Raw genomic sequence first — 15,142 nt, 5'->3', positions numbered from 1 at the left:
CATGCGAAAAGCAAAAGCAGCTCGGCTGCGCCTTCGGCTTGGCTTTGGGGTTAGCCCTTGAGGAATGCTGCTGTGGTGGTTAGGGCGCTTTGGGATGAACCCGCGTTTTCCACGAATACTGCGAACGCCACGTTGCCCTGGTAGCCGACGAACCAGCCGTGTGCTGTGCCGCCGCCTGCTTCTGCCGTGCCGGTTTTGCCTGCCAGGTTGGGGATTCCGGCCAGTTGCTTGGCCGTGCCGCCCGTGACCACCTCGCGCATCATGGCGCGCAGGGGTTGGAGTACGGCTGCTGGTGGGGCTGCTGCCACGTCGTTCGGGACTGAGGGCTTGCCTCGCATCAGGGTTGGCGTGGGTTGTTTGCCTGAGGCGACGGTGGCGGCTACCAGGGCCATGCCGAAGGGGCTGGCTACTACGTTGCCTTGGCCGAAGGAGTTTTCGACCTGTTGGTCGCCGGAGGCTGGGGGGACTTTGCCGGTGTTGGTGTCGGCGCCGGGGATGGTCCAGTCGGCGCCCAGGCCGAAGCGTTTGGCCATGTCCGGGAGGGCGTTTGGCGGGAGTTTTGAGCCCAGGGAGCCGAAGGTGGTGTTGCAGCTGACGGCGAAGGCGGTGTGGAAGGGGAGGCTGTCGTAGCCGAAGTCGGCGTTTTTGATGGTCCGGGTGCCGATTGTCGCGGCGGCTGGGCAGGGGAGGGCCGTGTTGGGGGCGGTCAGGCCCGCGTTCAGGGCGGCGGCCGCGGTGACGATTTTCATCGTTGAGCCTGGGGCGTAGCGGCCTACGAACGGGTTGGTGCCCGATAGGGACTTGTTTTGGGCCACTGCCAGGATTTCGCTGGTGGAGGCCTCGATGGCGACGATTGCCGCGCCTTGGGGGAGGGCGTCCACCGCTGCTTGGGCCGCTGCTTGGCGGGCCGGGTCGATGGTCACGGTGATTTTTTCGCCGGAGTCCGGTTTTTTGCCGTCCAGCGGGGTGAAGGCGGTGCCGTTGGCGATGCCCACTTCCCAGCCGTCGGTGCCCTTGATGTCGCCGGTCAGGCCCGTGATGGTTTTGTACAGGCCGTCTGGGATGGTGCCTTGGGTCAGCGGTTTGCCGTCGCGGCCGAGGAGTGCGCCGTCGGCCAGGGCTGGGCGGTAGGTGAGGGCACCGCCTTCGGTTAGTTGTGGGTGGATCAGGGTGGGGGTCCAGTGGATCTTCCACTCGTCACCGGTGCGGCGCAGGTTGAGCGCGATGTCGTACTTCATGGTGGCTTGGCTGGGCAGGGTCCACGTCACGGTGGCCGGGAAGTCCGCTGTGGTGGCGTCGCCGGTGGTTTGTGGTGCGACGGTGGCCTGGTAGGTGGAGGCGCCCATGGCCGTCTTGGTGGCTACCAGTGCGTTCACGGCCGGGTTTGGCGCGTCGGTGTACGGGGCTGCCGATGTTGGCTCCCTGAACATGTTGCTGACGAACGCGAGGGCCACGTCGGAGGCCTTCATGACGTACGGCTGCTTTGCTTGTTCCTGTGTTTGTCTTGGTCGTTCGGTTGAGGCGGCTGGGTCGTCGCTGTTGAACAGCAGGACGCTCGCCACGCCCACCGTGGTGGCCGTGGCGAGCGCGCCGCCGATCAGGATCCATCTGCGAGTCTTTTGTTCCACGTCAAGTCCCCCCAGGTAAGTGCTTTCCCCGGTGGGAGATTAACGCCAGGAGAGCGTGGAGGTCGTGAGTATTGCTACCTAGCCGAGCTGTGGGATGCGGGTTTGGTAGTGCCTGAGCAGGTCGGCGTTGGCCGCGTCGCCGCCTTCCACGTTGGCGCTGCGCCACAGCGGCAGTTGCACGCCGGTCTCGGCGGCCTTGTCGACCAGGCGGACCATCAGCAGGTTCCAGAGGAACGCGGTCGCGACGGTGGAGATGGCCGCGGTGACCGGGGCGTGTTCCGGGTAGGTCGAGTCGCCGGGTGGGACGAGGTTGTCCAGGACGACGGTGGCCACCTCGGCGAGGGTGACGCCCGCGCGGCGCGGGGCCTGGGCGCTGGCGGCGACCGAGGTGACGGCTACTACCGGGCAGCCCGCGTTGGCGGCTTCCTGGGCCAGTTCTACCGGGTAGTGGTTGACGCCCGAGGTCGAGAAGACGAACAGGACGTCGTGCGGGGCCAGACCCGCTTCGCGCAGGACCTCGCCGGCGAGGCCGGAGCGGCGTTCGGCCGCGGTGCTGCTGATGGCGCCGTGCATCGGGAGCAGTTCTGGGTGGTAGATCGGACGGACGCAGGCCAGGCCGCCTGCCCGGTAGAAGGTTTCGGCGACCGCCGCCAGTGAGTGGCCCGCGCCTGCGGTGAGGATGGTTCCGTCGGCCTGCACGGCGGCGAGCACGAGCTCGGCCACGTCGTCGAGTGCGGCGGCGTTCTGCTGCTCGACGCGCGTCAGGTGCGTCCGCACGAGGTTGCCGTAGTCGGAGCCGGTCACGGTGTCGGTCGTCATGCGGGTCAGTAGTACCGGATCGCTGGTGACCTCACCAGTAACCCGAGCACCACAAACCTCGATACGCGCGATAACGGGACTCGTGTGGGCAAGGGGGTGGGTTGGATCAGACGGTACTTCTACTTCTGGGTCGTGCTGGCTGCGGTCTTCACGGCTGCGGGTGCCACGAACATCGCGCTGGCGGTCACCTACTCCGAGCTGTGGCCGGTGTGGGTGGCGTCCGGCTTGCTCGTCGTCGCCGGTGGGTGCGCTCGTGCGGCGGTGCACGCGCGGCCTTAGGCCAGCAGTTCCACGCCCAACGCCGACGCGGTGTGCAGGACGGAGTTGCGGTGCCGCTGGGCCACGGCCAGGCCCGCGTCGCGCAGGACCGTGGCGTGGGCGCTGGCCGAGGCGGCGGAGATGCCGAGCCGTCTGGCCAGTTCGGTGGTGGTGCAGCCGCCCGCGATGACCTCCAGGGCGGCCGCGCGGGTACGTCCCAGAAGCGCTTCCAGCGAACGTTTGCCGGCGCTCGCCACGTGCAGGTCGCGTGCGACCGGGTAGACGAGCACGGGTGCGCGGCTCTGGTCGCGGAGCATGATCGGGCGTTCCCAGCAGAAGTACGACGGCACGAGGACCAGGCCTTGGCCGTGCAGGTGCACGTCGCGGTGCGGGAAACGGGACTCGATCGACAGCACGGGCGGTGCCCACGAGATGGTCGGGTGCAGCGCCGCGAGCATGCCCTCGCAGCCGCCGTTCAGAAACGAGCGGGCCCGGACCGCGCGTTCGGCGTCCACGACGGCGCGGATCTCGTCCCAGATCGGGGCGAGGGCGTGCTGGTGGTAGGCGCGCAACGCCTCGCCGAGCGAGTCCAAAGTGGCCTGGTCGCCGCTGGCCAGCAGGTGCGTGCGCGGGTCGAGGCGGTGCTGCTGGTCCAGTTGGGCGAGGTCCGCGCGCAACGACTCCACCGGTGTCGACAGCACCGCGCTGATGCCCGCGTCCAGCGCGCACGAGCCCGCGGTGGGGGTCAGGAAGTCGGGGGAGTAGCCGACGGGCGGTGCCAGCTGCATGAGCCAGCGCGCGTCGTCGGGCAGCGTCGTCCGCACGTTCGCGCGCCACGTGCCGAACACGGGCGTCGCCGAGCGCTGCCGCAGTACGTGCAGGCTCAGCAGGATCTCCCACATCGGGTCGGGACCAGCGGCGACACGCACCCTCGTCAGGTCTTCCGCCGTGAAGTGGACACGCAGCACGGCAAGCAGAGTGGCACAGCGATCCGGGGCCTGTACCGGATTCGAGACGACTCAGCCGAACGGTGCATCGCACCCACCCAGAGTGGGTCCTGACGCGGCCGTGCGTGCTTCTACCTGGCTTTTTAGGGCTTGGCCGAATGTGGTGGCGGGTGTTCGCGGGCTGCCAGCAAGCTTTCGCCGAGCGCCACGCCAGGGGCAGGCGCCACCACTGAGGGGATCGAACGATGAAGCTTGCGAAGATCACTGGGGCGATAGCGGCGGCCGGCGTCGCGATGACCATTCTGACCGCACCGGTCGCGTTCGCGGCGCCCGGCGAGACCGTCATCCCGGCCGCCGCCGAGCTCGGCATCCAGGGTGAAGGCGTGCTGCCGCACCAGTTCCAGGTGCAGAAGACGGGCTACTGGTGCTCCGCTGCCGCCGCCCGCATCGCGCTGACCGCGCGCGGCAAGTACGTCGAGCAGTCCACGCTGGCGAGCTTCATGAAGGTCACGGCCAACGGCCTGCCGAACATCAAGAACCTGGAGAACGCCCTCGACCACTACACCGGCTCGACCTACTACCAGGTCAAGCAGTGGTCGACGGACGCGCAGCTGCTGCAGAAGCTCAAGGCGGACGTCGTCTACAACGCCGACCGCGGCCACGCCGTCGTCATCAACGTGATCCGCCTGAACGGCCGCAACTACTCCGGCGGCCACTACGCCACGATCGTCGGTTACCGCGCCGGTGGCAACGAGTTCGCGGTCGCCGATCCGGCCTACGCGGGCGGTGCGCTGCACTGGCTGAGCGCGTCCAACGTGTCGTCGGGCATCAAGCTCCGCCGTTACGTCGCCTGAGATCGTCTGGCAGGTCCACGTCGGCACCGTCCGCCACGTCAGAGCATTCGACGTGGCGGACGGTGTTGGCTTTCAGGTAGTCCCGCGCGCCCTGGTCGCCCGCCGCCGACGCCATCACGCCCGCGAAGTGGCCGGATCCGATCAGGACCGGGTGCCCGATCTCGCCGTGGTAGACCGCGCGCGCCAGGGTGTCCGGCGAGGCGAGGGCCATCAGGCGGTGCAGCGCGGCGACGGTGACACCCGGTGTGTCCACGGGCAGCACCACGACCGCGTCCGCCGTGCCGATGGCGTGCAGGCCGGTCCGCAGCGACGAGCCCATGCCGGTGTCCCAGTGCGGGTTGTCGACGACGGTCACGCCGTCCAACGAGGCCTTGGCGCGCACGACGTCGGCCTGGGCGCCGAGGACGACGACGACCGGATCGCAGCCGGCGGTCTTGAGGAGCTCGGCGGCGCTCTCGACGAACAGCCTGCCGTGCAGCGGAACGAGGGCTTTGGGGGAGCCGAACCGGCGGCCGGCCCCCGCAGCTAGCAGTAGGCCGGCCACGCGCATGCCTCGAACCTACCGCCAGCGTCACTAGCTAGTAGTGCTTTGTCGGGTTGCCTGGACCTGCGCAGCGGGCCTTGCGCTCCCATGGCCACTACCAGCGCAGTTGGTGGTAGTNNTGCAGGTGCAGCATCGTGAGAACGCGACCACCGGGGTCGCCTGTGCCCGCTGTCGCGCAAGTCCGTCCCTCCGGACCCGACAAAGCACTACTAGTCGGTGAGCCGGGCGAGCTGGAATCCCAGGGCCATGCGCGATCGTGTCCCGTAGCGATGTTGCAGCTGTGCCACCACGGAACGCACTGTGCGGCTGCTCATGCCGAGGCGGGCGGCGACCTGGTGGTCGGTGGCGCCGTCCAGCAGGAGTCCGACGACCTGGGTTTCGCGGCTGGACAGACCTGTCTCGGCCGGCGCGCCGTCCGGGCTGCGGGCATCGGACCACATGAGCTCGAAGAGTTCCCCGTAGGTGACGGCGAGCGGGCTGCGCAGCAACATCGCGCCCACGTTGAGGTCGCCCGCGTCGAGGGGTAACACGGCGCAGCGATCGTCGAAGACGAGCATGCACCGGGCGGGTTTGGTGAGCACGCGGATCGGCACCTGGTGTCTCGACCTGAGGTGACCGGCGAGGGCGGGGTCGAGCAGCAGGCGCCCGCGTTCGACGGTGTCCGTCACCAGGTGGAGGAGGGCGTTGTCGACACCGCCCTGGCTCGACAGCACACCGCGAACCGAAGTGGAGCGAACCACCAGGTTCTCCGCCGTGCGCATGGCGGCAGAGCGATCGTGCAGAAGCTCGACGAATTCGGTGCGGACTGCTGGAGATCGTCGCAACACGACTCGCCTCTCTTCCGTGTGCTGACCGGCGTAGTCATGCTGGCATTCGTCGTAGTGGTTTCTCTACCTCCATCCAGGCGATATTTCGGTATCGAACGACTTCGAATTGTCGACGAAGTCACCCGCCGTGAGACTGCCATAGAAATCATTAATGGCGAGCAGCTCGTCGTGTGTGCCCTGGGCGAGCACTTCACCCGCGTGCAATACCACGATCCGATCGGCCTCGCGAATTGTGGACAACCGGTGTGCGATGACCAGCAATGCGCACTCCTGTGCGGCACGGGCGATCGCGCGGTGCAGCGCACGTTCGTTCACCGGGTCGAGGTGTGCCGTCGGCTCGTCGAGAAGTAGCAGCTCAGGGCGGGTGAGCAGGGCGCGGGCCAGTGCGATGCGCTGGCGTTCGCCGCCGGAGAGGGCGCGGCCGCGTTCGCCGAGCGGGGTGTCCAGTCCTTCGGGAAGCCGCGCCACGAGTTCGTCGAGATTTGCGAGTTCCAGTACTTCGTGAAGATCGCAATCGCTTGCGTTCGGCGCCGAGTAACGAAGATTGTCACGGAGTGTGCCGTTCAGCACGGGGCAGTCCTGGTCGACCAGTGCGATTCGTCCTCGCCAATCACGGCTCGAAAAGTTTCGGATGTCCGTGCCGTTTGCGAGCAGTGCTCCGGAATCGGGCTCGTAGAACCGTTCGATCAGCGAGAACAGCGTCGACTTGCCGGCTCCGGACAGGCCGGCCAGTGCGACATGTGAGCGCGGCTCGACGGTGAACGACACACCGCGCAACACCGGGCGTTCGCGATAGCGGAACCAGACATCGCGAAATTCCAGTGCGATTCCAGGTCGGTTCGGCACCGTCATGCCCGAGTCGTCCTCGACCGGCAACGACTGCACCTCGGCGACCCTGCCGAGCGCGCCCATGCCCTTCTGGAGCAGGCCGACGCCCTGCAGCACCGAGGTGAAGGGGATCACCAGGTAGGTGGCGTAGAGCAGGAACGCCATCAGGTCGCCCACCGATGCCGCGTCCCTCGCCACGCGCGCCCCACCGACCAGCAGCACGACGAGCAACGACCCGCGCATCGCCAGCTCGACCGCGGGGCTCATCACCGACGTGATCCGCGCGGCCCGGACCCCGGCGGCACACGCCTGCTCGGCGCGTTGCCCGATCAGTTCCTCCTCGCGTTCCTCAGCTCGACATGCGCGTACGGTGCGCAACGCGCCGAGCGCGCGCTCCAGGTCCGCTGTCATGTCGCCGACCCCGCGCTGCATCTGCTCGCCCGCCGCCCGGAGCCTGCCGACGAGGGAGTAGACGACCACCGCGGCGACGACGACGGTCGCCAGCACCCAGCCGAACAGCACGGGATCGATCAGCAGCATCAGCACGACGGTGCCCGCCCCTGTCAGCGTGCCGGTGATCAGCTGGACCGAGGCGGTGGAGACCACCTCGCGCAACACCGTCGTGTCCGTGCCGACCCGCGACATCAGGTCGCCCACCCGGTGCTCGTCGAACTCCTTCATGCGCAGCCGCAGCAACCGGGCCACCAGCCGCCGGCGGACACCGAGCACGACCCGTTCCCCGGTGCGCTCCAACAGGAACAGTCCGACACCGTCGACGCACGCCTGCACCGCGAACAGCGCCGCCATCGCCACCAGCAGCGGCCACGGCACCGACGTCGTCGCGGCCGCGTCGACGGCCTCGCGCACCAGCTGGGGTTGCAGCAGGCCGAGCCCGGACGCCACCAGCGTCGCCGTCACGGCCAGGGCGAGTGCGCGAGCGTGCCCGGCGGCCAGGCGGAACAGGTCGACGGTCCTCATACCGTCATCAGCGGCCGGAAGTACTGCGCGGGCACGTTCTCGTCGACCGGCACACCGTCCGCCTCGACCCACGCGTGCGCACCGAACGGCGGCATGATTCGCACGCCCGCGCACCACGTCGGCCAGGTTCCGGACATCCGGCACAGCAGCACCACTGCCACCGAGCGGGGCAGACATCCTTGCGGGCCAAGGCAACGCAGACTCACCGCGAGCACCGCGTCCCGTGCCGCCTTGGCCGTCTCGTAGCCGGCCGGCCGGGCGCCGCGGTGCACGACGCCGAGCACCCGGCGGAGCCTGCGCGGCTTGAGCTTCACCAGCGGTGTCGCGACGGCGACGGCGAACCGGGCGGCGATCCGGAGTCCGAACGGGACATCGGTCGGGCGGCTCAACGAGCTCGGGGTGGTCACGCCGTCACCAGTCCCGCGCCGCGCAATCCCTCCACCAGCGCGGACACGTCCTGCCGTGCCTGCGCTTCGCCGACCTCGTACGCGGAGGTCAGCGCGGCGACCGCGGCGTTCTCGTCGGCCCCGTCGAGCAGTGCCCGCACCACGACCACACCGGTCGGGTTGAGTTGCCAGTAGTGCCCGGTGCGTTCGTCGAGCAGCACTTGGCCGTAGTCGGTGTCCGCCACGGAGACATCAGCGCGCAGTCGCATGGTCCGCTCCCTGGTCCAGGCTGCGCAGCCACACCTCGCAGCCGATCGTCGAGTACAAGATCCCCGTGCGGAGCTCGGGGGTGTCCGGCCGCAACGCGAGCTCGGTCAGCCTGCGCCGGTCGACCAGTCCGAGGGCGGCGAGTTTCGAGCTCTCCCAGAGCTCGACGAGGTCGCCGCGGTGCCGGCGAAGTCCCGCCGACGCTTCGAGCGACGCCTGCGCCTTGTTCGTGCGGGCCAGGCACTCGTCCGGCACGATGCCGCGCATCGCCTCGGTGAGCACGGGTTTGTAGCGCCACGGCGTGACGCGTTCCTCCGGCCGCACCGCGAAGCACGCCTCGATCACCCGGTCGTCCAGGAACGGCGACTGGATCGGAAGTCCTGCTCGCGTGCTCATCTGCTCCCACTGCCGGATGATCCGCGAGCAGGACAGGATCGGTTCCAGGTCGCCGTGCTCACCTCTGTCGCGTCCCAACGGTTCCGCCGTCACCGCGGCCTCGCGCAGCGCGTCGCGGGCCAGCGCGTGCGCCTCCGGCGTGATCCAGTCGAACAGCCGCGGCCCGGTCCCCCAGCCGAGCGTCCCGGTCACGTTCGGCTCCCGCCTCGCCCGCAGGTTGTCCGCCTCGTCCGCGAGCCAGGCACCGTAGGACCGGGAGTCGGCGAGCGCCGCGATCATCGGCCGCAGCGGCCAGTGGAACAACGCGCGGAACGCGCGCAGCTGCCGGATCGCGAACAACGGCCGCCGGCGCAGCAAGGAGTGGTAGTGCGCCTCGGAGCACCAGGCGACGTGATCACCGCCAATACCGGTCAACCTGACGCGGCAATCCTTGTCCGCCAAGCCTTTCAGGTCTTCAAGCAGCCGTTGGCGGTCCATCATGCCGATGGTCGGCTCGTCCATCGGGTCGTCGATGCCGAGCAGGTTGTCGTACACCAGCGGGATGCGTTCGGGAGGCCACACGACGTGCTCGACCTCGGGCAGGTGCGCCGCGGCCCGCCGTGCCCACGCGACGTCCTCGTCGGCCGGGTCGAGTGCGGGCCACGTGCTGGCGACGATCCGCGCGTCCGACCGGGCGGCGAGGAACGTGATCGAGGTGGAGTCGAGCCCGCCGGACAGGTCGCACGCGACCGTTCCACCCCGGCGGGTGCGCACGTCGACGGCCTGCGCGAGCGCGTCCCTGATCAGCGGGGCGGACTCCGCGATGCCGCGCATCGGTTCGGGGTTCTGCCACCAGCGGTGCGGCCGTGCCCGGTCACCGTCGATCAGCAGCGCGCTGCCGGGCGGCACGCACTCCACGTCACGCCACATCGTCCGCTCCAGCAGCGGGTGCGGTGCGGGGAACAGCAACCGGACGGCGAGGGACCGTTCGTCGACGTCGGTCCCGCCCAGCACGTCGGCCCGATCGGCGGCGACCACGACGCCGTCGATTCGGCGGTGGAACACCAGCCGCAGACCGGAGGCCGTGCCCTGCACGCGGCACCGCCCACCGAGTGACGCCACGAGGTGGAAGCTGCCCGGTAGCCGCCGGGCGAGGTCGTCGAGATGAGCGAGGTCGCGCAGGCCGGAAGCCGCGCGTTCCAGTTCCGCGACGCTGACCGGGCACCAGCCGATCACCGCCAGCCGGACGTCACCCGCCTCGGCGGCGGTGATCTCGTCGTCGTGCCACTGCCCGACGAGCCACGGCCGTCCCGACGCGTGCGTGAGCGTCCTGCGCGCACCACTGCGACGGGCCACGACGAGCGCGGCCTCGTGGTCGGGGAGGACCACGAAGTGCGACTCGCCGTGACCCCGCGAGCCCGGTTCAGGCATTCGCGGTGGGGTCGCGTCAGTTCTTGCTGAAGATCAGCCGGTCGTTGCCGTGCCTCGCGAGCAGGCCCGTCTGCTCCTCGAAGGAACCGAGGTCGATCAGCTGCGGCGTCTCGTACATGGTTCGCACCTCTCCTCGTCGAGAACTTCGATTCAGCGCGCGCAAACTGAACGTAACGAGGGGGCTGAGCCACTGACCAGGCAGAACGGCTTCCGCTTCCGGCAGTTGCCGCAAGCGGAAATCGAGGTTTAGGAGAGGTGTTCGAGGAGCAGCGAGCTCGCCGCCTCCGGGATCTCCTCGGGAATCCAGTGGCTGACGTCCTCGACCATCTCGAACCGGTACCCGCCCGTGCACCACTTCTCGGTCTCGAACGCGGCCACCGACCCGAACGCCACGTCCTCGGTGCTCCAGACGTACATGGTCCTGACGCTGACCTTGTCCGCGGCTCCGGACGGCTTGCCGGCGCGGTACCAGTTCAACGCCGCCGTCAGCGCGCCCTCCTCGCTCAGGCGCTGGACGTACTCGTCGACGTGCGACTGCCGGATCCGCCACTCGAACATCGACCTGAGGGCGTGGGCGTTGTTGTCGAGCATCCGGCGTTCGGTGCTGCGTTCGCGCCAGTCCAACATGTACTGCGAGCGCATCCGCTGCTCTTCGTCGGTCTGCAGCGCGGTCCTGAGCGCACCGGGGTGCGGCGTGGAGAACACCGACAGCGTGCGGAGACGGTCCGGGTGCTCGATCGCGGTCCACCACGCGACGGCGCCGCCCCAGTCGTGGCCGACCAGGTCGAACGTGGTCCAGCCCAGCGCGTCGGCCATCGCGATCACGTCGCCGACGAGGTGCGTGACCGTGTACTCGTTCACCTGCTCCGGCCGGACGCCGGGGGAGTAGCCGCGCTGGTCGGGGGCGACCGCGCGGAAGCCGTTCACGCCGAGCACCGCGACCTGGTGCTCCCACTCGATCGCGGCCTCGGGGAACCCGTGCAGCAGCAGGACCGGGCGGCCGTCTTCGGGGCCGGACGCGATGGCGTCGAAGCTGCCGGCCTCGGTTTCGATGCTGAGGTGTTCGATCACCGATCGGACACTACCTGTGTGACCTGGCTCTCAGTGGGCGAGCCGAAGGACGTGGTCTCACGAACAAGCAGATGTGCATCCGCATGTCGACGTGCTGAAACCACCGGGCGATACGAACGCCGTCGTGCTCGTGCTGCACGGCGGACGGGAACACGGCACCGAACCTGTCCGGCGCCACAACCTCGCGTACCTGCGAATGGTGCCGCTGGCCCGCGCCCTGCGCGCACCGGGCGTCGAGGTCTGGAACCTCCGCTACCGGGTCCGCGGCTGGAACGCGTCGAGTCTCGACCCCGTCCGGGACGCGCGGTGGGCGCTCGACAAGATCACCGAGCTGCATCCGGGCAGGCCGGTCGTGCTCGTGGGGCATTCGATGGGCGGCCGGACCGCGCTGCGCGTTGCCGGGCATCCGAGTGTGGTCGCGGTGTGTGCGCTCGCGCCGTGGATCGTGCCCGGAGAGCCGTTCGAGCAACTGAGGGGCAAGGCCCTGCTGATCGCGCACGGCGACCAGGAGCGGATGACGGACCCGGCGAAGTCGCTGTGGTTCGCGCGGCAGGCCAAGACCGTGACGGACCGCGTCGCGCGGTTCAGCGTGCAGGGCGACGGGCACGCGATGCTCCGCCGGGCGAAGGACTGGACGCGGCTGGTCGTCGACTTCGTGCACGGTGAACTCGGGCTCGAACCGGTGGCGCCGGACATCTCGAATGCCATGCGGGAGGCCTCGCCGCGTGGCCTCGACGTGCCATTGGGAGGTTCGCGTGGCTGAGGTCGCCGTCATCGGAGCGGGCGTCGCCGGACTCACCGCCGCCTATGTGCTGCAACACAAACACGACGTCACGCTGTTCGAGGCCGACGACCGGCTCGGCGGCCACGCGCACACCCACGACCTGAACGGCGTGGCCGTCGACAGCGGGTTCATCGTCCACAACGAACGGACGTATCCGAACCTGATCCGGCTCTTTCGTGAACTCGGCGTGTCCACTCAGGACTCCGAGATGTCGATGAGCGTCCGGTGCGACGGCTGCGGGCTGGAGTACGCGGGCGCGCGGAAGCTGCCCGGGCTGTTCGCGCAGCCGCGGAACGCGGCCAACGTCCGATACCTGCGGATGCTCGGCGAGATCACCCGCTTCTACCGGCACGCGCAGCGCGTGCTCGACCACGAGGAGGCGCACGACGTCACGCTCGGCGCGTTCCTGGCGATCGGCGGGTACAGCCGGTACTTCGTCGACCACTTCATCATTCCGCTGGTCAGCGCGGTGTGGTCGTCCGGAGCGGCGCTGAGCATGAAGTACCCGGCCTGGTACCTGTTCGAGTTCCTCGGCAACCACGGGATGCTCACGATCGGCGGCACCCCGCAGTGGAAGACCGTCGTCGGCGGGTCTCGCACGTACGTCGATCGCGCGGTCAAAGGCCTCAAGGCGGTGCACGTGGGCACGCCGGTCAGGGCGGTGGCCCGCACCGGTTCCGGTGTTGAGATCCGCGACGACGGCAACGTGCTGCACACCGCGGACCACGTCGTCATCGCCACGCATCCGGACCAGGCGCTCGGCCTGCTCGCCGATCCGACGCGCGAGGAGAAGGAGGTGCTCGGCGCGTTCCGGTACTCGCGCAACGAGACTTGGCTGCACACCGACGCGTCGATCCTGCCGCGCACGAGCGGCGCGAAGGCGTCGTGGAACCTCTACAAGCGCGCGTGCCGGGAAGCCGGCGACCAAGTGCTGGTCAGCTACCACATGAACCGCCTGATGCGCCTCAACGAGCCGCGCGACTTCGTCGTGACGTTGAACCCGCACGACGTGAACCCGGACAAGGTGCTCGCGCGGATGACGTACGAGCACCCGATCTACACGCCGGAATCCGTTGCGGCGCAACGCCGTCTGTCTGAGATCAACAGCGGTACCACAGCGTATGCCGGTGCATATCACGGTTGGGGATTCCACGAGGACGGCTGCGCATCGGGCGTGCGCGCTGCACGGCACTTCGGAGTGGAGTGGTGATTTATGACGTCGTCATCACGCACGCCCGCCGTGAGCTGATCGATCGGGCGTTCAGCCACCGCGCGTACATGTGGCTCGTCGACCTGGACGAGCTGCCGCACCTGCCGTGGTGGGCGAGGCCGTTCGCGCGGTTCGAGGCGCGCGACCACGTCGGATCGCCGGACAGGTCCATTCGGGACAACCTGGACTCGTGGCTGGCCGATCGCGGGATTGACCTCGGCGGCGGACAGATCCTGATGCTCGCCAACGCCCGTGTGCTCGGCTACGTATTCAACCCGCTGTCCGTGTACTGGTGCCACGACGCTTCCGGAGAGCTCGTGTGTGTGGTCGCGGAGGTGCACAACACCTACGGCGGGCGGCACCTCTATCTGTTGCGCACCGACGACCACGGTAGGGCGTCGGTGGACAAGGAGTTCTACGTCTCCCCGTTCCTCGAGGTCGACGGCCACTACGTGATGAGGCTGCCGAAGCCGGGAGACCAGCTGTCCGTGACCATCGCGTTGCGGCAGAACGGGAAGACCACCTTCAGCGCGACGATGAAGGGAACCCGCAGCACGGCGCTGCGAATGCTCCTTCGCCGTCCGCTGATGCCCCAGCGCGTGTCCGCGTTGATCCGCCGTCATGGCATCGCCCTGTACTTCAGGCGCCTGCCGATCATCCCCAGGAGTGATGGATGAGCACGTTGTCTTTGCCACGTCCAGACCAGGGCATTTGGCCGGGACTCTTCACCGCGCCGCGGTCGCCGTTGCGCGCGCGGATCGCCGAGTCGCTGTTCCGCAACGCCGTGCGCACGCTGCCGGTGACCGTGCGGCTGCCCGACGGTCGCAGCTGGGGCGCCGGCGGCCCGGTCATGCGGCTGGTGCGGCCGGCGCAGTTCTTCCACCGGCTCGGCGCCGACGCCAAGATCGGCTTCGGCGAGGCGTACATGGTGGGGGACTGGGAGTCCGACGAGCTCGCGGACGTGCTGGCGGCGTTCGCCGCCCGGCTCTCGACGCTGATCCCGCCCGGCCTGCAGCGGCTGCGGCGGATGGCGGAGCGGCGGCAGACCGAGGTCAACGACGTAGCCGGGTCGCGGCAGAACATCCACCGGCACTACGACCTGTCGAACGAGCTGTTCGCCGCCTTCCTGGACGAGACGATGACGTACTCGGCGGCGTTGTTCGAGAACAAGGACGTCGACCTGCGCACCGCCCAGCTGCGCAAGATCGACGGCGTGCTCGACTACGCCGGTGTCCGTTCCGGCTCGCGGGTCCTCGAGATCGGCACGGGCTGGGGCGCGCTGGCCATCCGGGCGGCCGAGCGGGGTGCCACCGTCACGTCACTGACGATCTCGGCGGAGCAGCGCACGTTGGCGTTGGACCGGGTGAGGGACGCGGGGCTCCACGATCGAGTGACGGTCGAGCTGCGTGACTACCGAGAGGAGCACGGTCAGTACGACGCCGTCGTCAGCGTCGAGATGATCGAGGCAGTCGGTGCCGAATATTGGCCGGAGTACTTCTCGATGCTCGACCGCGTGCTCGCGCCGGGCGGCCGGGCTGGGCTGCAGGCGATCACCATGCCGCACGACCGCATGATCGCCAGCAAGGCCACCTACAGCTGGATTCACAAGTACATCTTCCCCGGCGGGCTCATCCCGTCGGTCCGCTCGATCGAGGAGTCGGTGCGCGATCACACCCGGCTGCGGATCGTCGAGATGCGCTCGTTCGGCCACGACTACGCCGCGACCCTCCGCCGCTGGCGCGACACCTTCCTCACCCGTTGGGACCAGGTGGAACAGCTCGGCTTCGACGACACGTTCCGCCGGATGTGGGAGTTCTACCTGGCCTACTCGGAGGCCGGATTCCGCGTCGGCTACCTCGGCGTACAACAATTTGCCATGGCCGAAAGGCTGGGCCATTAGGACCATGTTCTACCCCAAAAGGGTGCTGGTTGTCC

The 15,142-nt window shown here is 68.8% G+C and carries 17 protein-coding genes; 6 read left to right on the top strand and 11 right to left on the bottom strand.

Annotated elements, in window-relative coordinates:
• Positions 1-50: 50 nt before the first annotated feature.
• Together B0F77_RS42535 and B0F77_RS42530 are read right to left on the bottom strand one after the other, a co-directional pair.
• Positions 51-1,628 carry a penicillin-binding transpeptidase domain-containing protein gene (locus B0F77_RS42535; protein WP_086668743.1) on the bottom strand — a complete coding sequence of 526 codons (1,578 nt, stop codon included), beginning with the start codon at positions 1,626-1,628 and terminating at the stop codon, positions 51-53.
• 78 nt (positions 1,629-1,706) lie between these two features.
• A complete protein-coding gene (locus tag B0F77_RS42530) occupies positions 1,707-2,447 on the bottom strand; it encodes an SIS domain-containing protein (RefSeq protein WP_086668742.1) in 741 nt (246 codons plus the stop codon).
• Between the two features lie 96 nt (positions 2,448-2,543).
• Here B0F77_RS42530 and B0F77_RS42525 point away from each other — a divergent pair, with 96 nt between their 5' ends.
• Entirely contained in the window at positions 2,544-2,726 is a 183-nt protein-coding gene (locus tag B0F77_RS42525; RefSeq protein WP_143467211.1) for a hypothetical protein, read from the top strand.
• Here B0F77_RS42525 and B0F77_RS42520 read toward each other — a convergent pair.
• The gene (locus tag B0F77_RS42520) at positions 2,723-3,673 is read right to left on the bottom strand and encodes a MarR family transcriptional regulator (RefSeq protein WP_086668740.1); all 951 of its coding nucleotides are present in this window, start codon (positions 3,671-3,673) and stop codon (positions 2,723-2,725) included. The genes B0F77_RS42525 and B0F77_RS42520 overlap by 4 nt on opposite strands.
• 224 nt (positions 3,674-3,897) lie before the next feature.
• Here B0F77_RS42520 and B0F77_RS42515 point away from each other — a divergent pair, with 224 nt between their 5' ends.
• A complete protein-coding gene (locus tag B0F77_RS42515; RefSeq protein ID WP_086668739.1) occupies positions 3,898-4,506 on the top strand; it encodes a C39 family peptidase in 609 nt (202 codons plus the stop codon).
• Here the strand turns inward: B0F77_RS42515 and B0F77_RS42510 are convergent.
• From B0F77_RS42510 to B0F77_RS42480, 8 genes are all read right to left on the bottom strand, one after another.
• Complete coding sequence (locus tag B0F77_RS42510; protein ID WP_086668738.1) at positions 4,481-5,056, bottom strand: nucleotidyltransferase family protein; 576 nt, start codon at positions 5,054-5,056, stop codon at positions 4,481-4,483. The two genes, B0F77_RS42515 and B0F77_RS42510, sit on opposite strands and share 26 nt — an antisense overlap.
• 203 nt (positions 5,057-5,259) lie before the next feature.
• Positions 5,260-5,811 (bottom strand): helix-turn-helix transcriptional regulator, encoded by a 552-nt coding sequence (locus B0F77_RS42505; protein ID WP_086668737.1) that lies wholly within the window; start codon positions 5,809-5,811, stop codon positions 5,260-5,262.
• 129 nt (positions 5,812-5,940) lie between these two features.
• Positions 5,941-7,683, bottom strand: a complete 1,743-nt coding sequence (locus B0F77_RS42500; protein ID WP_086668736.1) for an ABC transporter ATP-binding protein — start codon at positions 7,681-7,683, stop codon at positions 5,941-5,943.
• A complete protein-coding gene (locus tag B0F77_RS42495) occupies positions 7,680-8,090 on the bottom strand; it encodes a lasso peptide biosynthesis B2 protein (RefSeq protein WP_086668735.1) in 411 nt (136 codons plus the stop codon). The genes B0F77_RS42500 and B0F77_RS42495 overlap by 4 nt, the downstream gene beginning before the upstream one ends.
• On the bottom strand, positions 8,087-8,338 hold the full coding sequence (locus tag B0F77_RS42490) for a lasso peptide biosynthesis PqqD family chaperone (protein WP_086668734.1): 252 nt from the start codon (positions 8,336-8,338) through the stop codon (positions 8,087-8,089). Before B0F77_RS42490 ends, B0F77_RS42495 begins: the two co-directional genes overlap by 4 nt.
• A complete protein-coding gene (locus tag B0F77_RS42485; RefSeq protein WP_086668733.1) occupies positions 8,322-10,142 on the bottom strand; it encodes a lasso peptide isopeptide bond-forming cyclase in 1,821 nt (606 codons plus the stop codon). The genes B0F77_RS42490 and B0F77_RS42485 overlap by 17 nt, the downstream gene beginning before the upstream one ends.
• A 16-nt stretch (positions 10,143-10,158) precedes the next feature.
• Positions 10,159-10,260 (bottom strand): keywimysin-related RiPP, encoded by a 102-nt coding sequence (locus B0F77_RS47470; protein ID WP_211294305.1) that lies wholly within the window; start codon positions 10,258-10,260, stop codon positions 10,159-10,161.
• A 128-nt stretch (positions 10,261-10,388) separates the two neighbouring features.
• Positions 10,389-11,213 (bottom strand): alpha/beta fold hydrolase, encoded by an 825-nt coding sequence (locus B0F77_RS42480; RefSeq protein ID WP_086668732.1) that lies wholly within the window; start codon positions 11,211-11,213, stop codon positions 10,389-10,391.
• 91 nt (positions 11,214-11,304) lie between these two features.
• Between B0F77_RS42480 and B0F77_RS42475 the strand changes: the two genes are divergently transcribed.
• Genes B0F77_RS42475 through B0F77_RS42460 form a run of 4 tightly spaced genes read left to right on the top strand, consistent with a single transcriptional unit; the run spans position 11,305 to position 15,107 of the window.
• The gene (locus B0F77_RS42475; RefSeq protein WP_245849402.1) at positions 11,305-11,976 is read left to right on the top strand and encodes an alpha/beta hydrolase; all 672 of its coding nucleotides are present in this window, start codon (positions 11,305-11,307) and stop codon (positions 11,974-11,976) included.
• Positions 11,915-13,207: an NAD(P)/FAD-dependent oxidoreductase gene (locus B0F77_RS42470; protein ID WP_086668730.1), complete on the top strand. Its 1,293-nt coding sequence runs from the start codon at positions 11,915-11,917 to the stop codon at positions 13,205-13,207. Before B0F77_RS42475 ends, B0F77_RS42470 begins: the two co-directional genes overlap by 62 nt.
• Complete coding sequence (locus B0F77_RS42465; protein ID WP_245849395.1) at positions 13,204-13,884, top strand: DUF1365 domain-containing protein; 681 nt, start codon at positions 13,204-13,206, stop codon at positions 13,882-13,884. The genes B0F77_RS42470 and B0F77_RS42465 overlap by 4 nt, the downstream gene beginning before the upstream one ends.
• Entirely contained in the window at positions 13,881-15,107 is a 1,227-nt protein-coding gene (locus B0F77_RS42460; protein WP_086668728.1) for an SAM-dependent methyltransferase, read from the top strand. Before B0F77_RS42465 ends, B0F77_RS42460 begins: the two co-directional genes overlap by 4 nt.
• Positions 15,108-15,142: the final 35 nt, after the last annotated feature.

This window comes from Lentzea kentuckyensis, assembly GCF_002150765.1.
Taxonomy (GTDB): Bacteria; Actinomycetota; Actinomycetes; order Mycobacteriales; family Pseudonocardiaceae; genus Lentzea; species Lentzea kentuckyensis.
The sequence above is the reverse complement of the archived record's forward strand: the minus strand, read 5'-3'. Positions and strand labels throughout refer to the sequence as shown.